This is a genomic window from Microbacterium xerophyticum, assembly GCF_053543555.1.
This window is the reverse complement of record NZ_JBLVOB010000002.1, coordinates 67,004-87,051: the sequence shown is the minus strand read 5'-3', so window position 1 is coordinate 87,051 and position 20,048 is coordinate 67,004. Positions and strand designations below refer to the sequence as shown.

Here is a 20,048-nt window from a genome sequence, read left to right as displayed (position 1 = left end):
GGTGCTGCATTTGGTGAGGGGCAGCAGAGGTGAATTCAGTAGACAGCAGCGGCGTGCGCACGGACACCGGATCGATCACGATCGTGTCGATAGCGCAGCGGAGACGACGCATGGCCGCCGCCATCGTCGACAGCCTTGCCTGGATCGTCGGCATCCTGGCGGCAGTCGTGCTGCGCTTCGAGTTCGAACCGTCGACGACGGGCTGGATCGCGACGCTGATACTGGCTCTCGTCGCTGCCGGACTGCAGGTCGGAGTGGGCTACTTCCTCGCGTTCTACCGCGGCCGATTCACCTACGGTTCGTTCGAAGAGGTGCGCACTCTTGGCCTGGCCGTCACCGCGCAGGCCTTTGTCCTGGCCGTGATCGTGATGACGGTCGGCCCGCTCATCAACATCCCGCGTGGCACCGTGATCCTCGCGTTCCCGTTCGTGCTGCTGTTGATGTTCGGCGTGCGCTACTTGGCCCGCCTGCTGCTCGAGCGCAATCGCAAACCGGGTGATGAGGCCGAGCCTGCACTTATCATCGGTGCCGGCTACCTGGCCGATACTCTTCTGCACAACATCACGACCGACCCGACTTCCCCGATACGTGCCGTCGGCATTCTCGACGATGATCCGGCGAAGAAGAATCTGAGACTGCGCGGCGTGCCGGTGATCGGACGCACCAGCCAGATCGCCGCGGCCGCCGAGCGCACGGGGGCGAAGGTCGCCGTCATCGCGATCGGGCGTGCAGACAGCACTCTGCTTCGTCGTCTCACTGATGCCGCAGCATCCGCGGGCCTGACCGTATCCGTCACGCCCACCCTCTCCAATCTGGTGAGTGGTGAGGAGTCGGCCGCCGACGTGCGTGACATCAGCATCGAAGATCTCATCGGTCGCCACCCCGTCGACACCAACGTCGAGCTCATCGCCGGCTATGTCACCGGCAGGCGGGTGCTCGTCACCGGTGCCGGCGGTTCGATCGGATCGGAGCTGTGCCGGCAGTTGGCAAAGTACGGCCCCAGCGAGCTCATCATGCTCGACCGCGACGAGACAGGACTGCAGCTCGCCCAGTTGGGTACGTCCGGACACGGACTGCTCGACACGAAAGACGTCGTGCTCGCCGACATCCGCGAGAGCGACACACTCAACGAGATCTTCGCCGCCCGCCGCCCAGAGGTCGTCTTCCACGCCGCCGCGCTGAAGCACCTGCCGATGCTCGAGCAGTACCCGGACGAGGCGTGGAAGACCAATGTGCTCGGCACGCTGAACGTGCTGCAGGCCGCTCGCTCGGTGGGCGTCGACACTTTCGTCAACATCTCGACCGACAAGGCGGCGAACCCGACCAGCGTGCTGGGGCACTCCAAGCGCGTCGCTGAAAAGCTCACCGCCTGGGCGGGGGAGCAGACCGGAATGCGCTACCTCTCGGTGCGCTTCGGCAATGTGATCGGCAGCCGTGGTTCGATGCTCCCGACGTTCAAGGCACTGATCGAGGCCGGTGGCCCTTTGACGGTCACCCATCCCGACGTGACCCGCTACTTCATGACGATTCCCGAGGCCTGCCAGCTCGTGATCCAGGCCGGTGGCATCGGCCGCACAGGCGAGGTTCTCATCCTCGATATGGGTGAGCCGGTCTCGATCCTCGAGGTGGCCAAGCGCATGATCGCGATGTCGGGCAAGAACATCGAGATCGTCTTCACCGGGCTGCGTCACGGCGAAAAACTGCATGAGGTTCTCGTCGGCAACCGTGAGGATCTTGAGCGCCCGTTCCACCCGAAGGTATCCCACACCACCGCCGATCCGATCTCACCGGAACGTCTGGACAAGGCAGGCTGGGAAGCGCGGATGGTCTCGGAGCCGCGGAACAACGACACGTCTGTCATCGAGCCATTGCGCTTGACCAACACGGAGAGCACCCAGTGAGCGGACGCATCTACATGTCTTCCCCCGATGTCGGGCAGCGGGAGGAAGACGCCGTCGTCGCGGCGATGCGCTCGGGGTGGATCGCCCCGCTCGGTCCGGACGTAGACGCGTTCGAACGTGAGCTCGCTGAACGGGTCGGAGTGGCGCATGGCGTCGCGCTGAGCTCTGGCACAGCTGCGCTGCATCTCGGATTGTTGACGTTGGGAGCCAAACCCGGCGACGTCGTGGTCACATCGACGATGACGTTCGCGGCAACGACGAATGCGATCGTGTACACAGGAGCCGAGCCGTACTTCATTGATGCCGATCCCATTACTGGGAACATGGACCCTGCTGTGCTGCGCGAGGCGCTCACGTCGCTGCGAGCGTCGAACGAGACCATTGCCGCGATCGTCCCCGTCGACCTGCTGGGCAAGGCTGTCGATTACACGTCGATTCTCGCGATCGCTGCCGAGTTCGATGTGCCTGTTCTTTCAGATGCCGCAGAGTCCCTCGGTGCTACACACGCCGGTAAGGCGGCGGGTAGCTTCGGTCGCGCATCGATCGTGTCGTTCAATGGCAACAAGATCATGACCACTTCGGGTGGAGGGATGCTGCTCACCGACGACGAATCGTTCGCGAAGCACGTGCGATACCTGGCGACTCAGGCTCGGCAACCCGTCGTTCACTATGAGCACACCGACATCGGGTACAACTACCGCATGAGCAACCTGTTGGCGGCGCTCGGACGCGCACAGCTGTCTCGCCTCGACGAGATGATCGCGAAGCGTCGTGAGATGCGTGAGCTCTACAAGCAGCTCTTTGCCGACGTCGATGGGGTCGAGGTCTTTGGTGCCGAGGGCGACGAAGCCGACAATGTCTGGTTGACGTCGATCGTCGTCGACGAGTCGATCACCGGCTGGGCGCCCGGCGAGCTGGCGGCGGCACTTGCCGAGGTCAACATCGAAAGCCGGCCGCTGTGGAAGCCCATGCATCTGCAGCCGGTCTTCGCCGGTGCCCGAGGCCTGATCACGGGCGCGTCAGAGAGGCTCTTCGAACGCGGACTCACGCTGCCGAGTGGATCGGCACTGAGCACATCGCAGCGCGAACGTGCACGGAGTGCGATCGTCGCGTTCCTCGACGGGCGTTGATGCATGGCTAAGGCCAAGCGTCGACCTTACGACGCAGTCAAGCGAGTTCTCGATCTGGTCGTCTCAGCCTTTGCGCTGGTCATCCTGAGCCCCGTGATAGTCGCGACCGCGCTGGTGGTCCGAATGAAGCTCGGCGCTCCGGTGCTCTTCACGCAACCGCGTCCTGGACGAGGTGGCCGAATCTTCAGACTTTACAAGTTTCGTTCCATGCGCAGCATTGATGCGACACGTGGGTGGGTGAGCGATGAGCAGAGACTGACCCCGTTCGGGAGCATCCTCAGGTCGACGAGTCTCGATGAACTGCCGTCCCTGTGGAACGTCTTTCGCGGAGACATGAGCTTCGTGGGGCCGCGTCCTCTGCTTGTCGAGTACTTGACACGCTATTCGCCCGAGCAGGCTCGGCGTCATGAAGTACGTCCCGGAATCACTGGGCTCGCGCAGGTCAGTGGGCGAAACACCGTGGACTGGGAGAAGCGGTTCGAGCTCGATGTCGCTTATGTTGATAACCGCAGCCTTGGTCTCGATGCCCGAATTCTCGCACGCACGCTCCGGTCTGTCGTCGTCCGGGAAGGTATCAGCGCCGACGGGCACGCGACCATGAGGAAGTTCGGAGAAACTGATGGCTGACCAGATTGTCATCGTCGGCGCAGGTGGATTCGGACGCGAAACGATCGACGTCGTGGAAGCCGTCATCGCTGCCGGTGGTGCGCTGGAGTTGCTCGGCGTTATCGATTCCGGGCCGAGGGAAGCAGACCTTGAGCGGCTGGCATCACGCGGAGTGACCTACTTGGGCACCGAAAGCGAATGGTTCGCGACGACGTTGGGGGTTGAGCGATTCGTCGTGGCGATCGGCTCGCCCGCCGTTCGCGAGAGTGTCGTCCGCCGATTCACGGATGCGGGACTGCATCCAGCGACCGTCGTCCATCCGCGGGCCGTCGTCGGATCGCAGGCGCGGATCGGCGAGGGAGTCGTCATCGCGGCCGGCGTGCAGGCGTCGACGAACGTGTCGATCGGCGATCACGTGCACCTCAATCCCGGGTGCATCATCGGGCACGATACGAAGTTAGCGGAGTTTGTGTCAGTCAATCCAGGGGCGATCGTTTCGGGAAACGTCGTGATCGAGCGTTCGACGCTCCTTGGCGCAGGCTCGGTCGTTCTTCAGGAGCTCACGATTGGCGCTGGCGCTGTTGTCGGTGCGGGTGGCGTCGTCACTCGCGACGTCGAAGCTGCATCCATTGTGAAAGGGGTGCCAGCACGATGAGTTGGTGGACGCGGCGACGTCGCGTAGCAACGCCGAATGATGGGGGCAACGCTGTACGTCCCAAAGGTCGTATCGTTCTCGCGGTGACAGCTAATGTTTCCCTCATCCTCATGCGGGGGCTCCCCTCATTCCTCGTGAGTCGTGGTTGGGAAGTTCATGTAGTGACGAGTCCTGGAACAGAATTGGATTCACTTCGTGACGTGGCGGGGGTGACAGCCCACGCGGTTCCGATGAGACGTGAGCCGTCGCCCGTTCAGGACTTCCGGGCACTAGTCACCTGGACTAGTGAACTTCGGGCAATCCGACCGGATGTGATTTGGGCTGGAACGCCGAAGGCAGCACTTCTAGCGACGATTGCTGGTTGGATACTTCGGGTACCCGAACGGATCTATGTGGTTCGCGGGCTACGGCTCGAGACCGCGGGTGGAGCTCTGCGAAGAATCCTCGTTGGGCTCGAGAAGCTTACCTTTGCGCTATCGACGCGCGCAGTTGTTGTGAGTCCCAGTCTGCGATCAGAGCTCGTGCGGCTCGGGTTGGCTAATCCGACTAAACTCGTGGTCCTCGGGCAGGGGAGTTCAAACGGCGTTGATACGCAACGCTTTCGTCCACGTGCGTCCGACGACGAAACGGTTCGCACGCTTCAACATCAGATTGGACTTGCTCACGGTATTCCGGTGGTCGGCTTCGTCGGGCGCCTCACTGCCGACAAGGGATTCACGCTGCTGAAAGCCGCGATAGAGCGACTAGTCGAGCAACGCATAGACTTTCAACTTCTCGTGATCGGCGGAGCGGAGGGACAAAGCTCAGTAGATACTGACCCGCTCGACGAGTCGCGCGTATTTTTCACTGGACACGTCGCAGACACCAGTCCGTATTATGCATTGATTGATGTGCTTTGCCTTCCCACGCGGCGGGAAGGGTTTCCTAACGTCGTTCTCGAAGCAGGTGCCAGCGGTGTTCCAACCGTGACGACCAACGCGACTGGTGCGATTGACTCGGTGATAGACGGATTGACTGGACGCGTTGTGAACAAGGATAGCGATAGTGAACTTGCCAGCGCGCTCGCGGATCTCATTTCTGATCCGGAACTACGCAGAGAATATGGAAACCGTTCCCGAGAGTGGGTAGTTCAGCACTTTAGGCAGGCACTCGTTTGGGAGAACCTTGAAGCACACCTGACCCAGGCGCTGTCAGAGCCTCAACACAGTCGGGGAAAATGAAACTTCAGAATCGAAAGGCAGCATGAAGATACTCGTCACCGGCGGGGCCGGATTCATAGGATCCAACCTGGTCGCATACATTTCCACACTGGGACAGGGGCACGAGATCGTAGTGCTCGATGACTTCAGTACTGGCAGAGAATCGAATCTCGATGGGTTGTCCATCGAACTCATTGTTGGAAGCGTCGCGGACGAACAGACGGTTTCACGAGCCATGGCTGGCGTTGATGCGGTCGTTCATCTTGGTGCCTTGGGTAGTGTTCCCCGGTCTGTGAAGGATCCCGTGGCGAGCCACGTAGCCAACCTGACTGGCACACTTAACGTACTGGAAGCTGCGCGAGAAAATCGAGCGTACGTAGTTTTCGCTTCGTCCAGCTCGGTGTACGGTGCCAACAGCAAGCTCCCCAAGTCAGAGTTTGACTGGACCAGGCCAATGAGCCCGTATGCGGTCACGAAGCTTGGCGCCGAAGCCTATGTCGTTGCGTATCAGTATGCATATAACCTGCCGACGCTCGCCTTCAGGTTCTTCAATGTCTACGGTCCGAAACAACCGGCGGATCATGTCTATGCGGCGGTGATCCCCAAGTTCGTCGACGCAGGTTTGTCGGACAGTCCGTTGATTGTACACGGCGATGGTCTCCAGTCGAGAGATTTCACGCACGTTGACACCGTTTGCGCTGCGATCTGGTCTGCTGTTGAAAGACGTTTGATGTTGCCCGATCCGGTTAATCTTGCATTCGGAACATCGACAACTCTACTCGACCTCATTGCGATAATTTCTGCTGAGGTGGGTCAATCGTTTACCATCGAACACGTCGAATCACGCATCGGAGATGTACGCGCATCTCAGTCCGACGGTCTGCGTCTGCAGGAACATTTCCCTTCTGTGCGAGCGGTTCCGCTGGCAGACGGAATTGCTTCGACAGTGCGGTGGTTTCGATCACAATCGTGATGAATCAAGTCAGGGATATCCTGTGCAATCGTGGGGAAAGCTTCCAATGAAAACCGGGCGAATAGCGACTCGATCTATGCGAATTGATTGCATTCTGACGACATGAAGTTCGGAGCGTTCAGGGGCGCAGCGTCGATAACAATCGCTACTGCACTTGGCCAGGTCATCACGCTGGCTGTTCTGCCTATTCTGTCCCGACTATATTCTCCGAGTCAATTCGGCGCTTTGTCTTTCGTGCTCTCAATCGCTTCGATACTGGCCCCCATCGCGACTCTCAGATTCGACTACGCGGTAGTTTTGCCTCGTTCCCAGCGTGTTGTGCGTTCGCTCGTCTCTGCGGTGTTTGCCAGTTCCATTTTTACTGGCCTTGCGACAGCGCTCGTGCTGATTGGTGTTGTTCAGGCGGGACTTTCAGACTTGAACCTTACGTTTGTTGACTGTATCCTCGCTGGATTGCTTGTAGCGCTGACCGCTCTGCAATATCTTCTGGTGCAACTCACGTTGCGTGATAAACAGTTTGGCTTCGTGGCTGGCCGGAATATTGTTCACTCGTTGTCAATTAGTGCCACGCAACTTGGACTAGCGCCACTCAAATCGCAAGTCGCCAACGGGCTCATACTGGGCAGTGCGGCCGGCACCGCGCTTGGGGTTCTTACGCTCCTCCCACGCTCGCGCAGATACCTGAAGCCGACCTCGTTCCGCGAGGTGACAGCGAGTATTCGGAGATACTGGCGATTTCCCGCAGTTTTCGTGCCCTCCTCCTTCATGGTGTTTCTTACACAACAAGGGCCCCTGTTGATCATTATCGTTTGGTTCGGTGCGAGCTCCGGTGGTCAGATGGGAATGGCAGAGCGAGTCATCTCAGCTCCTCTCGCGATGTTGGGGCTTTCGATAGGGTCCGTGTTTCGTGCTCATATGGCCGAGCGTATACGGGCACGGAACGGTGACTACAGCAACCTTTACGTGCGTGTCTCGCTGTTGCTCTTGGCTATCGGTTTCATCGTCGGCGGTACTTTTTTCATTCTTGGGCCGTGGCTGTTGCCCATCGCACTTGGTAAAGAATGGGTGGATGCCGGAGAGTTCACGAAAGCAATGGCCATCACAGCGGGCGTCCGCATGGTTGTGAATCCAACGCGTAGTTTCGTCGACCTTTTCGAGCGAGCCAGACTGTCGATGGTCTTGGAGTTTCTCCGGGCTGCACTGCTTGGTGTCGGTGTCTTGACATCCGCCATTGTTGGGGCGGACGCGTTGCAAGCGGTGTGGACGATGCTCTTGGCGCTCACGATTGCTGACGTCGCAACTTGGATCTGCGGACTGCAGGTGTGTCGTTCGGAAGACCGTAAGCTCGCAGTTGCGCCACCGCCTGCCGACGCGTCCTGACGGCCAGTTCCATCGCTGTCATCGTTGGCCGTCGGGGTATGGCCGATCGAATCTAGGGTGCTCATGACAGCGTTGCCTGTACAGCATTGAGCGGCGGTCGCAGTACTGCAAAAGCACTCTACTTGAAGTTGTTCAACGTCACTTCCACGCTCCAAAACAGTCAAGCACGGAGCATTCAGGCCGATGAGGGTCTGATGCGCGGATAGATGAGATCTGAGTTGGTGAACCGGTGGACTGGTCTGGAAGCATGACGTCATGTCTAAGTCCTATGAAACTCCCAGGCTTAGTGGAAGGCGAGTTACCCAAGCACCGCCGATTGGCCTGGAGTTCATCTCAGGGCAATGCTCGTTCTCCTTCTCGGTGAGCGGGAGTATCGGATTCGGGAGTGCAACCGGGCCTCATCGAATCAGTGCGTCCGTGTCAGCGTTGCCAGTTTCGGGTCGTCGGCGCTGAAGCACTGTCCATCGATCTTCACGCGCTCGGTCTTGCAGAGCGCGGCGACGCGACTTGTGAGCGCATTGTTGTAACTGTAACTAGCCAGTCCCGGTCGACGCGAACGCGCCGACCTCAGCAAGCAGTTCCGCATAGCGCACAGCCGTGTACTGCGATCCCGCGTCCGAGGTTTCACATCCTCATCCAATCTCCGGCCCACGGGGCAATCTCGAGCGCGTCGGGCGGCAGATCGGTAGGCAACTTCGACATCGTTCGGAAGCCCACGATCCGACGGGAGGACACGTCAGTAACGAATGCCGTGAACGCCATGCCCGACCACTTCGACACGTATGTGAAGTTGACCACCCGTAGTAAGGAGACTGGGCGCACGTGTGATCCGTCGTTCGGTCGGTCCACGGGGGACCGCCGTTGTGCCCGCGGCGCAGCGGGGTCAGGTCGGGTCGTGCCGATCTGCTCGCCCTGTGCGGCCGGCGACGGTGACACTTTCACGGCGCAGTAGCCCGCCCCAACTTGGGAACACCGCTGATCCCGCGACCGAGCCAGTGAACACCGCGACCAAGACTGCAGCGAGTAAGCGGAGAAGGGCGAGCAGCTCAAGCTACCGATGCTTTCGCGGGGCTAGCCTGTGACGGGCGGCTCTGCCATATCCACCGTGATCAACTTCATTGAGATTAGTCGAAAAACCTCGACAGTAGAATCTAGCGGATAGTTGCGATTGTAAATCAATCCATGCCGACATGGGCGGGGAAGGATGATCTAAATTCGGCTCATCGAAACTCGGTCTATACCATTCTCGATGCTCTGCGTTCCAATTCTTTGTCAAGAGAGTCGAACTGATGCTCAGCCAGGTGGACTTGAGCTGAAATATCGGTACGCGGAATCGACCTGATATCAATCGTGCAGAGTTCCTCGACATCAAGATTCTTGATGTCAAATATCGGACCTTCAAAACCTATTTCGGTCAGGAAATCCGTGGTCTTTCTGCTGTAGGCAAGGGAAATGATCTTCTTGTCAAGCAGCAGCCCCAAGACGTTTGCATGGAACCGAGAAGCTACAACCAGATCGGCGCGAGCGATCACAGCTAAGGCTTCGTCAATCTCGCCTTGGTAGTCGTAGATGCTGACATCGTCTCGCGTGGCGTCCGGAAGCTTCCGCAGGATTTCCTCGGCGGCTAAGAGGTCGCCCTCGCGTTCGCAGAAGGACATGAGGACCACGCGATAGCCGTCACCTGCCAGTTTCGCTGCGAGCTTGCCGACGGCTTCCAAGTACAGTTCTGCCACCGATGCGTCGAAACGGCGCCGCGCGTCGATTACGGAGATGACCACCGATCGCTCGTTCGTCGGGTCCAAGCGAGTGACGTCCATCGCAAAAACAACATCCGTCGCGACTCGGGTCGACTTAATTCCCTCGAAGATCTCGTACGATGCTCTGTCGCGGAAACACACGTCTTGCGCATTCTTGAAGATATCAGCCACACGTTGTATGAACGCGGGGGTTCGTGCGGGTCCAAAGTTGAGACCGAGGATATAGTAAGGACGTCCCAATCGGCGATAAAAGCGACTCTCGCGCTCCCACCTTCGACTATCGCCATCATCGATGAAGAGCGATCCACCGACGTGTATCAATGCTTCCGTGCCGCGCGCAAGCCGCAGCGTTGCGAGGCTCCCGACGCCCAAGAGGCGCTCGAGTAGGATGTAGGCGCGACTTGACCATCTGCCGCCAACGCCACGAAGGCTCGGTAGTCGTGAGAGCGTTCCGCCGCGGGAGTACCGACGATATACGAACTGAGTAGTATACCGCTCAGCTAGCACTTTGAGAAATAGGTCGTCTCCGAGGTTGTCCGCTGCGTAAAAACGAACGGCGACGCGCTTCATCGTGCACCGACGCTGAGGCGGCTCTTGATGGCACTGTAGCCCGTAAAGACGAAGAGCGCGAGAGATGGGTTCAGGCGGGCGATCATCGCAAGCGCACGATATGCCCGCGGTGCGTGATGATCTTGAGAGACGGCCCGTCCATTCTCGCGCATGATAGCGAGGCAGTCTTGTCGCTGAGCGGATAGTTGCGAACGAGATCCCACAAACACTGCCTCCATAAAATGTCGAGAAGTAGCAGCGGCCACGAGTGTAGCGTCGTTCTTCTCGCGCGCTTCCTCAAGAATACGGCTTGTTACATAGAGAGCCAACGCACGTCGACCCGCCTCGGTGGAGTTAATTGCTCCATCTACGCGAGTCAAGTATTGGTATACAACAACTGACGTAAGTACGACGACCCGCATGTTGTTTAGTGCCCTGAAGTTGAACGCGAGGTCCTCCGCAACTGGAATTCCTGGCGGAAAGCGTGCTTCGTCGATCGCATTCTTCGAGAACAGCTTGGCGAATGGGGCGTTTGCGATCGTTCGCTGATAAAGGAGTGCGATCTGTGCTTCACGGCCGTTTAGGATGGCGGCCGGGTGTGACTGTAGGTTATCATGGCTCAGAAACTTGTCGTCGTTAGTGTAACGACCACACACGCCGTCGGCATTGAATTCACTCGCGATCGCCACCATATGTTCAATTGCATGCTGCGGCATGAGATCGTCTGCATCGACGAATGAAATCCAATCGCCTGTCGCCAACTCAATGCCCGTATTCCGGGCCACGGAAACTCCGGAATTCTGTTGGTGAACGAGTCTGATTCGGGAGTCTCGTGCCGCATGCTCGGCGCAGAGCTGATAGGTCTCATCGGTGGATCCGTCGTCTACGACGAGGATCTCGATATGCGAATGGCTTTGGTCGAGTAGCGAGACTATGCAGCGGTCGATATAATCCGCTACGTTATATGCGGGAACTATAATAGAGACTTTTATTGGCATGGTGCTCCATTCGAGCTGCTGGTCGGGTGGTGCTCAGTTCCTCCGGTCGCGTCCCGGAACGCGTGCCGTGTGGGCATCGAAACATTGATACTGTCTCCGATGAGAGAATCGTCCCGCTTCGACAATCGACTGCAACGTTCCCCTGTGTCTTTGGTTGCCTGGCTAATTCGCTGCGGCGACTTCGCAGGCAACTAATCGTCGCGTCACCGTTCATATTTCTCGTTGTTCATGAATGAGCGACAGCCTTGGCTCAGACGACCGATTCACTCAATACCGTTTCGTAAAGTTGTGCATGAGACCGAGCTGCTTGTCTAATGCTAAATCGATGGGCGTGTGACGTGGCGGCTACAGATAGCGCTTGATACTTGCGTGAATCAATCAGCGACCGAAGATGCTCGCTGGCGTTAAAGGCAGCATCTTTGCCTGGGGTATAGAGCAAGCCGACGACATTGTCCTCGACTACCTCACCGATTCCAGGTATGCGCGGGGCGACGACCGGCAGACCGCGGGCCATGGCTTCGACGGCAACCAATCCAAAACCTTCGCGTACGGACGTCGAGAGCAGCACATCGTGCCGGTCGAGATAAGCCGTCACATTATCGGTGGTGGGGACGAACGTCACACGAGTAGTGATTCCAAGTCGTCGCGCGGAGGCTGTCAGTTGCTCGCGATCAGGTCCTGCCCCCAAAATCGTCAATGTTGCTGCTGGCGATCTGGCTACCACCTCCAGTGCCAGCCCAAAGTTCTTCCGGCTGTCGAGCGTGCCGACTGCGATGACTCGAATTTTCCCGGAAGGAGTCTGCCGGCGCGGTGGGTCAAGATAGAACTCCGGGGCAACGCCGTTTGGGATGACATCGATGTTCCGATCGATTCGGAGTCGTTGTAAGTGTTGCGAGAGCGAAGACCGGACACCATCGCTGATCGCAACAAGTTTTGATGGGCGGGAGTACGCAGCCCGCTCAAGGCTAGTCAGGGCCTTAAGCGAACGCCGCCGGTTGCCTGTGCTGTGCTCGGTGTAGACCCACGGAGTGGGGATGCGCTCTGCTGCGAATGCAGCCCAGTACAGTGCGGGAAAGAGGTGCACGTGCACGATTGGCGACGTTTTGAAGAGCCGCCGAACCCGCGGTGTTAGACGTGGATCTGCTCGAACTCGCCCCAGGGCGGTAACAGGGATCCCATTCGCGATCGCGCGATGGTACGGTACGCCGGTCGTGTCGGTTAACGTGGCGATAGACGCGTTGATCCCTGTCTCACGAAGCTCGGTGCATAGGTTGACCACGAGGTGCTCGGCACCACCAGTGCCGAGCCCTCCGATCAGATGTACTACGTCAACCACGTCAGAAACTCAGATTGAGGAGACGTTCGGTTGCCCAGGTAGGGCGTTCTTAGTGTCCAGGATGCGTGTATCGGACAAGATTAGTGGGGCGAGATCGATGGAACTATGATCTGCGAGAACGATCGCGAGGTCTGCGTCCCGCACGATATCTGCAGTCAGCTCAGCCTTCTCAACCCCGGTCGGCCAGCGGTGGTCCTCAACGTGTGGGTCTACCGCGAGAATGCGGGCCCCCGCCTCCTCGAGTAGGTCGATGAGTCGCAGCGACGGAGCTTCCCGGATGTCGCCGGTGTCCTTCTTATATGCGAGTCCTACGAGCAGAATCGTTGCCCCGCGCAGTGCTTGACTCTGATCATTCAAGAGCGAGGTTGCGCGATCGAGGACGTGACGTGGCATGTGCTCATTGACATCGTTCGCCAGCTCAACAAAGCGGAAGCTCCGCCCCAGCTTACGGCGGACTTGCCAGGAGAGATAGCTCGGGTCAACGGGCAGACAGTGCCCGCCCACACCCGGCCCAGGCGTGAACTTCATAAATCCGAACGGCTTCGTTGCCGCAGCGTCAATCGACTCCCAGATATTGACGCCGAGCTGGTGGGCGAACACCGAAAGTTCGTTTACTAGGGCAATGTTCACATGGCGGAAAGTGTTTTCGAGAAGCTTCGTGAGCTCGGCCTCGCTTGTGCCGGAGACTGGGACCGTCGTGTGCACAAGTGACGAGTAGAAGGCGTCCACGGCGGTGAGCGATTCAGCATCTATTCCGGAGACAACCTTCGGCGTTTCGACAAAGCCCCAGGTCTTATTTCCCGGGTCGATCCGCTCCGGACTATAGCCGACGTGGAAATCGGAGCCGGCGACCAATCCGCTGCCGGCTGCCAGGAGCGGAGCAACGAGTTCCTCTGTTGTTCCTGGGTAGGTCGTCGACTCTAGAACCACCGTCGCGCCGGGCTTGAGATGACGCGAGAGAGACTGCGTAGCAGACTCGATGAACGAAAGGTCAGGCAGCGACTCTTTTAGTGGAGTCGGAACTGTGATGATGGCGAAATCGAAAGATCCAGCATCATCGTAGTCGGCCGTAACTCGGTACCGGCCAGAGGCCAACGCAGCACGCAAGGTTGACGATGGTATGTCTTCTACGTAGGAGTCGCCTGCTGCCAGACCGGCGATGCGACGCTGATCAAGATCGACTCCCACCACGTCATACCCAACCTCGACGGCGCGCATGGCGACTGGCAACCCTACGTAGCCCTGGCCGACAACTAGTACTTTTTTCATGCTGAACTCTTCACTTCGAAGCAATGGGATGGCGGTAGCGGTGCCGGGCGGTGAACACGGAGATGGTGCTCCCAGCGCACTTAACATTAGCGGCACGGTCACGACCGGTTACATTTTCGCTCCCGAGCCTCAAGAACATTGGATGAACCGCTCCCGACCGCCTCAGTTCACGCTGGTTCTTGGCGCCTGTACTGGGAAGAACGAACGGCAGACGCACAACGAACGGCAGACGCACAAGGCAGCGACGGGTTGCGCATCGCCAGCCAGCTCCCGTGCGACGAACAACCTGCGCCGATGTTGCCATAGAGCTAGCGCTGTTGGCTGAGCCTCCAGCCCGCGTTTGGCAACGATGACCGCGCATGCTTGATTCGGTCGTGCGCTATGTTCATCTACTGTGAGCGGAGCGCCGGAGGAACATGCGAGTATCGCATGTGGTGCCCCTGGGCTCGTGACCACGCTTCAGCTGGGTAGCGCGACATTGCTCGCGCATGCACTTGCTACGCGCGTTGCGCGAGATGGCAACGTGAGAATGCTGTCCATCAAAGGTCCGGCCGCGAATTACTACGGGTTGCGTCGCGATCGCGTTTCGGCGGACACGGACATTCTCGTAGATCCGGTGGACCATCAGCGATACTGCGAGTTGCTCGAGCAGTACGGATGGCGTCCGTACTTTGGACGGGAGACGCCCTCGTTGCTCCCTTGGCATGCGCGGACCTACACTCACCCGAGTTGGCCGTGCGCTATCGATGTTCATCGCTATTTCCCCGGGTTTTTCGCCGAGCCGCAGGACGTGTTCGACGAGCTGTGGAAGGGAAGAAGCGTCCTGGAGGTCGCGAACACCAAAATATTGATACCTTCCCTGCCGACGTCTGCAGTTATTGCCGCTCTGCACGCGGCGCGACACCCGGATTCTCCCCGTCATGTCGAGGAAGAGGCCCAGGTCGTGGATCGGCTGCTGTTTCACTTCAGTGATCAGGAGCGACGTGACTTTTATGCGACTGCATCAAGCGGGGGTGCCATCTGGGTCCTGCGCCACGTCATTGCCCGCGGCGAGCTTGGGCCCACGATAGCGGATGCGAGCGTCGACCAGATGACGCGGTGGAGCTATCAGCGAACATATGGCCAGGAGTCCGGCGCGGTGGGGTGGTTGGTGGAGCTTCAACACTCCCGATGGTTGCCTCGGGTACAGATCGCTCTGCGCGCGCTCTGGGTGCCCCGCCGCCATGTTCCTAGGAGTGATCCGATGAGATCGCCGAGCCATAGGGAGGCTATCGCCTACAACGCTGCCAGGTTGCAGAGGGGAGCAGCTGTGGCGGTGCGATTTGCCTTTCGTAAGCGTCGCTAGAGTCGGCTACAAGCTAGAATCGGTATGGTGACGACCATACGAACGGCGCAGCGTGCCCAGCAGTTGGAACGACGTGCCCCTTCGGGGAGTTTCATAAGGAACGCTGGGTTGTACGTGTACACGTTCTATGTCGTGTATAACCCGACCTTCTCCAGTTCCTTCCTGGTGAGTAAGTTCGTGATCCTCTCCGCTCTAGCAGTGGTGATTATGGTGCACGCCATGCTCGGCCGCCACCGGCCATTGAGACTACTCGCGTACCCGCCGCTTCGAATGCTGCTCATCATGCTTTTCGCGCTGAGTCTCTATGTCGCCGTCGTGCGAATTATCGCTCAGCCCGAGGTTGCGGACGTCGTTGATCTCCGACTCGTTCAGAACAACATTATGTTGCTCATGGCTATACATGGTGCATTCATTTTACACGTCTGCAAGAGCCGCGGGTTTACTGCAGAATCGACGCTGCGTATGCTGTATAAGCTCGCTGCGTTCCAGGGCGTATGGGCGCTGGCATCGTTTGTGATTCCGCCACTGAAAACCATCTCGAATTCCCTCTATCAGCTCTCTGCCGGAGAGCGAGAGTTCACCGTTGCAGCGCGAATCTATGGGTTCATGGGCGAGTTTACTTTCGTTACGCCGATCTATCACGCGATGCTCGCGGCGATCGCCGTGTACTTCGCTTTGGCCTACGGCTTCCGCGGGGTTCGTTATATTCCGTTAATCCTCGTGTCTATTCTGTTGAATGGGCGAACGGGATTGATCGTCTTCGTCGCCATGGTTTTCGTGATCGTGTTGTGGCGGATGCTGCAGGGGCGCGGCGTTTTTGCAGCCATCGGCATATTGCTTGGAATCGGGGCCGTCGGTGGCCTCGCATGGAACCTCATCAATCAGTATGTTCCCGCGACTGCGGCGTTTATTGAGCGGTTCATAAGTGAGACTGACGCGCTCTTGGATGGTTCTAGGGAAGGGACATACGCAGTCCTTTACGACCAGCTAGTAACCGTTCCCGAGGGCTTCGGACTGATCTTTGGAACGGGTGATCACGTCTACAAGAATACGGGTGAACTCCAGTTCCGTGCGGACGTCGGGTTTACCAATGATCTATTCATGGGCGGGCTCGTTTATGTTGTTCTCGGGTATGCTGCGCTTGTTTATTTCATGTTCAAGAATTCTCGTCCGGATACGACGCTTTTCTTTGCTCTTCTAGTGGGCCTCGTTATCGCCAACGTTAAGGGTCAGATCTTCCGAGGATCCTCAGTCCTCTTTCTGCTGGTGATTGTAGTTCTCTTGCGAAAGTTGATAGTAGACGGAGACATGACGCCGCGGATAGTAGCCGGTAAATTACCGGCAACTATTGAGCGCCAACGCCGCTGATGCTCAGATCTGATTTGTGCGCTGCTGTCATCGAGGGAACGGCGACTATCAATCGATCTCGCGGCGATGACTGCTGGCCCCCTTCAGATGACGTTCACGAGACTTCACTGAAGATGGCGATTAAAGGAGGATCCGTTTACCAGGAACTTCGCCGTCCCCGTGATGCCACCGCATCGGCAATCAGCTCAATCGCCCCTCCGTTGCGTTCTGGACGTAACCATGACCTATTGACGCTTCCGGATATAGGTATCGTTGTTTGCTCGATAGGGTCAGATCATGCCTGATCAGTTTCTCATCAGCGCGCTTGGTGCTGTCATCAGAATCGATCTCTCTCGCAGGGGTATCTCATTCCAAGAGCGAGCATTCGCAGCCTGGAACGACGCGCTCGTGCACGGAGGCCACACGCCTCACGCGACGGTTCGTGATCGTGACGGTGTCTGCGATGATCTGGCTCTCGCGATGCTCTCTGACGACGTGACCCTTGAGGCACTCGCACAGCGACGACGCGATGGCCTATGGCTGATGCGTGCGGCAGGGGTTGCTGACAAACGAGGACACGTTGTCGTATTTTGCGGGGCATCCGAGGATGCACAAGCCATCGTTGTGCGACATCTTTCTCAGCGATACGCCTATGTCAGCGATGACACAATCGGCATCGATATTGAGGGTGGCGTTTTGCCGTACAGGAGGCCCCTTTCGTTCGTTGGACCTGGCTTTTCTTCCCAGCAGCGGATGCCCTCGTCCGAGACATCACAAGAGCTCCCTAGCAACCTGCGCTTGTCCAAGATCATTGTTCTCGAACAGGACGAGCGTGGCACGGAGCCAGCGGAGATCGAAGAGCTCGATGTCCCGAGCGCGCTGGAACTGTTGGTGCCTCAAAGCAGCTATCTCACTGACATGCGGGCGCCGCTCCGCACGATTGAGTCCCTCCTGAACGCGACTGGTGGCGCTGCTCGCGTGCGACACGGGGATCTCGAGACGATCGACGGCGTCTTCGATGACTTGATCCGTCACGAACCTCCAGCACGCCCATTGAGGATTCGACAAGGACCAGCACATCCTCCGCGGCCTGCCGAACCAGACGGTGTCGACCTCTACTTTCGTGGCGCAGCGGTTGATGCGCTCACGCTCGACGAGGAGAGCATCGCGATCCTGCAACAGACGTCGACCGGCGGGAAACTGCACGTCCTCGATGGGATGAAGGCTGCACTTTGGACGGCCGCTCCCGTCGAAAACACTCGGTCCGCTCTTGGTGACGCTGCATTCGACGCGCAGGGTGTCGCCGACGGCGTTGACCGCGATCGTCTCATGGGCGAGGCATTGAACAACATGCTGCAAGAAGGGCTTCTCAGTAGAACGCCGACCTGGACGATTCGTGATGACGTCGCATGGACCACATCGTCCGAACAGAGCACGGTACTCAATCTCGCTTCCGCGTCGGCGCAACCGCTTGCACTAGAAGGATCGTCGCACGTGATCTGGACCCTGCTTGCGGATCAGTTTTCAATGTCCCAGGAACAGCTGGTCGCCGAGTGTGCGCTGCAATTCGGTATCGATTCGTCGCTTATTGCCGAGGACACTATCGCCCTACTGCATGCGCTGTGGTCCGTGGGTGTCGTCAGACAGACCTGATTGGCCGGTGCGGCGTCTCGGGCTCAACGTGTCTGAGTTTTCTTGCGTGACACAGCAACGAGCAAGAGAAGGGCCGAGGAGACGAGGTCGTGCGCCCAGAACGGGCCAGTCGGCCGAAGCTGGAGCAACGCGGATGGGCCCGCCCTGACCGTCTAGGTCAAGGCAGACCCATCTGCTCTTGTGGTCGTTCAGCCGAGAATATCGAGTCCGACAGGAACCGAGAGCGGCGTAGTGACGGTCGAACCGATCTGAGTCCCGCTTGCGTCGCGGACCGTGAGCGTCGCGGTGTACCCAACAAGGACGCTAAGACCCAAGTCTCCAGCGTCCGTAAGTCCCCATGTGATCGGAACTTCGAGAGAATCGTTACCCGGTACACCCTGCGGGATCACGATGTTCTGTGTCGTCTCGTAAGCGCCAATGACGATAGCGATCGATCGACGGGTCTCGACGCGGTCCGACACCGCAGCTGTGTCGCCGTTCACGGCGTAGACGCCGTACCCCTTAGGGCTGAGGAGGGGAATGCCGCTGGTCCAGGTCACCGCGACGGTACCCGTGAGGGGACCGACAATGTCTCCGGCGGACGGGTTAGTGATCGTAAAGGAGTTTGCACCGCTTGGCAGCACGTTGACGTTCGCCAGGGATCCCCCGGACTGTGCACCGTTCAGCAGAGCAACCGAAAGGAGCTGACCACCGGACGGTCCCCATGCGATTGTGGCCGGTGTAACTGATGCTGCCGCAAGTGGCGTGGCAACAGCGGCGGCGATGACGGGAACCGACCATGCGGCGCCCTTGACGACGGTACGGCGAGAAAGGCCCTTGTTCTCTTCAGTCATTGTTGACTACTCCTGTTTCCTGATGGATGCGCGGCGTCGCCGCAGGGTAAACGGTGAGGCGACGCGATAGCGCTACATCCCCCAGGAACCTCCCCGTAGCCATCAACTTAGGGGCACAGTCTCGCCCGAATCGAGCGTTGAGGAGAACTCCGCGTTCTGTGCGCTATTGCTGCGCGAGATGTTCTATCTGGGTCACGTTCATCGCCCAGAGCGCAGGGTTCTCGGGCTCGCGCGATACACATCATGGAGTGCGCGCCGCAGGGTCATCGCATTGCCGAAGCCCGACCGCTGCGCCACTTGCTCCACTGTCAGAACGTCGTAGCGACTGTCAGTCAATAGCGCTCGTGCGAGACGAGCGCGGTGCCGACGGATCTCTCCTGCGACGGTTGTGCCGGCTTCCGCAAATATCGACTGCAGGTGTCGAAGGGAAGAGGCCACGTCGCGCGCGCCCCTACTAGGAGTCAACGTGAGATCGGCGCTCTGCTGAGCTATCACCGCAAGCGCTCGATCCCGGAGAACGGAGCGCGGGCTCCCGTGAGTGCCGCCAGTTCCCCAACGATCGAGAAGCACCGCCCCGCCCATTTCCATGACGAGTTGCTCGATGGCGTATTGCTCGATGGCTGAACTCGATTCGTCTCGGTCGATCACTTCTGCAAGGAAAGCCTTCATCGCCAGATCGAGCAGTCGGCGGTCAGGAAATGAACTCACGACATCGGGCAACTGCGGCACGAAGGCGTTGACTGCCGAGCGAGGCATCTGGGCGACGAGCAACCGCCATGGTCCGTCGAAACGCACTTCGCGAGCGAGCCCGTGCGGAGCCACGATCAGCCCGGCATCGAATGTCAACCAAGGCTCACCGGTCTGCCGCGAAGTGAATGTCCCTGCCTCCACGAAGATGAACGAGAGATGGTCGTCACCGGGTTCCGGATGCACGGTGAACTCCGCGGCATCGCCCCAGACCGACCAGATCGACACGCCGCCACAGATGCGTTCACGTCCGTTTACGTTGAGTTTCCCAGAAAGGCCGCGGAAACCGTGCGCGGCGAAGGCAAGGTGGCCGATTTCCCGTACTCGTCCTGCCATGACGATGGGCCTCTTTCTCGGTGTTCGAGGGGTC

At 58.8% G+C, this 20,048-nt stretch carries 16 protein-coding genes; 10 read left to right on the top strand and 6 right to left on the bottom strand.

Annotated elements, in window-relative coordinates; translation table 11 throughout:
- Positions 1-29 precede the first annotated feature (29 nt).
- The 7 genes from ACNPNP_RS00930 to ACNPNP_RS00900 all read left to right on the top strand — a co-directional run bounded on the left by ACNPNP_RS00930 (position 30) and on the right by ACNPNP_RS00900 (position 7,844).
- Positions 30-1,901: a polysaccharide biosynthesis protein gene (locus ACNPNP_RS00930; protein WP_448964192.1), complete on the top strand. Its 1,872-nt coding sequence runs from the start codon at positions 30-32 to the stop codon at positions 1,899-1,901.
- Positions 1,898-3,031 carry a DegT/DnrJ/EryC1/StrS family aminotransferase gene (locus ACNPNP_RS00925; RefSeq protein WP_448964191.1) on the top strand — a complete coding sequence of 378 codons (1,134 nt, stop codon included), beginning with the start codon at positions 1,898-1,900 and terminating at the stop codon, positions 3,029-3,031. Before ACNPNP_RS00930 ends, ACNPNP_RS00925 begins: the two co-directional genes overlap by 4 nt.
- A 3-nt stretch (positions 3,032-3,034) precedes the next feature.
- Positions 3,035-3,658 (top strand): sugar transferase, encoded by a 624-nt coding sequence (locus ACNPNP_RS00920; protein ID WP_448964190.1) that lies wholly within the window; start codon positions 3,035-3,037, stop codon positions 3,656-3,658.
- Entirely contained in the window at positions 3,651-4,292 is a 642-nt protein-coding gene (locus ACNPNP_RS00915) for a NeuD/PglB/VioB family sugar acetyltransferase (RefSeq protein WP_448964189.1), read from the top strand. The genes ACNPNP_RS00920 and ACNPNP_RS00915 overlap by 8 nt, the downstream gene beginning before the upstream one ends.
- A complete protein-coding gene (locus ACNPNP_RS00910) occupies positions 4,289-5,512 on the top strand; it encodes a glycosyltransferase family 4 protein (protein WP_448964188.1) in 1,224 nt (407 codons plus the stop codon). Before ACNPNP_RS00915 ends, ACNPNP_RS00910 begins: the two co-directional genes overlap by 4 nt.
- Before the next feature lie 22 nt (positions 5,513-5,534).
- A complete protein-coding gene (locus tag ACNPNP_RS00905; protein ID WP_448964187.1) occupies positions 5,535-6,464 on the top strand; it encodes an NAD-dependent epimerase/dehydratase family protein in 930 nt (309 codons plus the stop codon).
- A gap of 102 nt (positions 6,465-6,566) precedes the next feature.
- Complete coding sequence (locus ACNPNP_RS00900) at positions 6,567-7,844, top strand: oligosaccharide flippase family protein (RefSeq protein ID WP_448964186.1); 1,278 nt, start codon at positions 6,567-6,569, stop codon at positions 7,842-7,844.
- 1,235 nt (positions 7,845-9,079) lie between these two features.
- Here ACNPNP_RS00900 and ACNPNP_RS00895 read toward each other — a convergent pair.
- From ACNPNP_RS00895 to ACNPNP_RS00880, 4 genes are all read right to left on the bottom strand, one after another.
- Complete coding sequence (locus ACNPNP_RS00895; protein WP_448964185.1) at positions 9,080-10,171, bottom strand: polysaccharide pyruvyl transferase family protein; 1,092 nt, start codon at positions 10,169-10,171, stop codon at positions 9,080-9,082.
- Positions 10,168-11,148, bottom strand: coding sequence for a glycosyltransferase family 2 protein (locus tag ACNPNP_RS00890; RefSeq protein WP_448964184.1), 981 nt, complete (start codon positions 11,146-11,148; stop codon positions 10,168-10,170). The genes ACNPNP_RS00895 and ACNPNP_RS00890 overlap by 4 nt, the downstream gene beginning before the upstream one ends.
- A 250-nt stretch (positions 11,149-11,398) precedes the next feature.
- Positions 11,399-12,484 (bottom strand): glycosyltransferase, encoded by a 1,086-nt coding sequence (locus tag ACNPNP_RS00885; RefSeq protein WP_448964183.1) that lies wholly within the window; start codon positions 12,482-12,484, stop codon positions 11,399-11,401.
- 9 nt (positions 12,485-12,493) lie between these two features.
- Entirely contained in the window at positions 12,494-13,753 is a 1,260-nt protein-coding gene (locus tag ACNPNP_RS00880) for a nucleotide sugar dehydrogenase (protein ID WP_448964182.1), read from the bottom strand.
- A gap of 448 nt (positions 13,754-14,201) precedes the next feature.
- On the opposite strand from ACNPNP_RS00880, the gene ACNPNP_RS00875 reads away from it, so the two are divergent.
- The 3 genes from ACNPNP_RS00875 (at position 14,202) to ACNPNP_RS00865 (ending at position 18,098) form a co-directional block, all read left to right on the top strand.
- The gene (locus ACNPNP_RS00875; RefSeq protein ID WP_448964181.1) at positions 14,202-15,098 is read left to right on the top strand and encodes a nucleotidyltransferase family protein; all 897 of its coding nucleotides are present in this window, start codon (positions 14,202-14,204) and stop codon (positions 15,096-15,098) included.
- A gap of 27 nt (positions 15,099-15,125) precedes the next feature.
- Entirely contained in the window at positions 15,126-16,466 is a 1,341-nt protein-coding gene (locus ACNPNP_RS00870; protein ID WP_448964180.1) for a hypothetical protein, read from the top strand.
- 276 nt (positions 16,467-16,742) lie between these two features.
- Positions 16,743-18,098, top strand: coding sequence for a hypothetical protein (locus tag ACNPNP_RS00865; protein WP_448964179.1), 1,356 nt, complete (start codon positions 16,743-16,745; stop codon positions 18,096-18,098).
- 188 nt (positions 18,099-18,286) lie between these two features.
- Here ACNPNP_RS00865 and ACNPNP_RS00860 read toward each other — a convergent pair whose 3' ends face one another.
- Positions 18,287-18,931, bottom strand: coding sequence for a hypothetical protein (locus tag ACNPNP_RS00860; protein WP_448964178.1), 645 nt, complete (start codon positions 18,929-18,931; stop codon positions 18,287-18,289).
- A gap of 198 nt (positions 18,932-19,129) precedes the next feature.
- Complete coding sequence (locus tag ACNPNP_RS00855; RefSeq protein ID WP_448964177.1) at positions 19,130-20,014, bottom strand: helix-turn-helix domain-containing protein; 885 nt, start codon at positions 20,012-20,014, stop codon at positions 19,130-19,132.
- Positions 20,015-20,048: the final 34 nt, after the last annotated feature.

Bases quoted from the DNA above. Each gene is read 5' to 3' on its own strand.
- ACNPNP_RS00890 (WP_448964184.1), bottom strand. From the start codon at position 11,148: ATGCCAATAAAAGTCTCTATTATAGTTCCCGCATATAACGTAGCGGAT.
- ACNPNP_RS00880 (WP_448964182.1), bottom strand. From the start codon at position 13,753: ATGAAAAAAGTACTAGTTGTCGGCCAGGGCTACGTAGGGTTGCCAGTC.
- ACNPNP_RS00855 (WP_448964177.1), bottom strand. From the start codon at position 20,014: ATGGCAGGACGAGTACGGGAAATCGGCCACCTTGCCTTCGCCGCGCAC.
- ACNPNP_RS00910 (WP_448964188.1), top strand. From the start codon at position 4,289: ATGAGTTGGTGGACGCGGCGACGTCGCGTAGCAACGCCGAATGATGGG.
- ACNPNP_RS00865 (WP_448964179.1), top strand. From the start codon at position 16,743: ATGCCTGATCAGTTTCTCATCAGCGCGCTTGGTGCTGTCATCAGAATC.
- ACNPNP_RS00915 (WP_448964189.1), top strand. From the start codon at position 3,651: ATGGCTGACCAGATTGTCATCGTCGGCGCAGGTGGATTCGGACGCGAA.
- ACNPNP_RS00905 (WP_448964187.1), top strand. From the start codon at position 5,535: ATGAAGATACTCGTCACCGGCGGGGCCGGATTCATAGGATCCAACCTG.
- ACNPNP_RS00860 (WP_448964178.1), bottom strand. From the start codon at position 18,931: ATGACTGAAGAGAACAAGGGCCTTTCTCGCCGTACCGTCGTCAAGGGC.
- ACNPNP_RS00895 (WP_448964185.1), bottom strand. From the start codon at position 10,171: ATGAAGCGCGTCGCCGTTCGTTTTTACGCAGCGGACAACCTCGGAGAC.
- ACNPNP_RS00900 (WP_448964186.1), top strand. From the start codon at position 6,567: ATGAAGTTCGGAGCGTTCAGGGGCGCAGCGTCGATAACAATCGCTACT.
- ACNPNP_RS00920 (WP_448964190.1), top strand. From the start codon at position 3,035: ATGGCTAAGGCCAAGCGTCGACCTTACGACGCAGTCAAGCGAGTTCTC.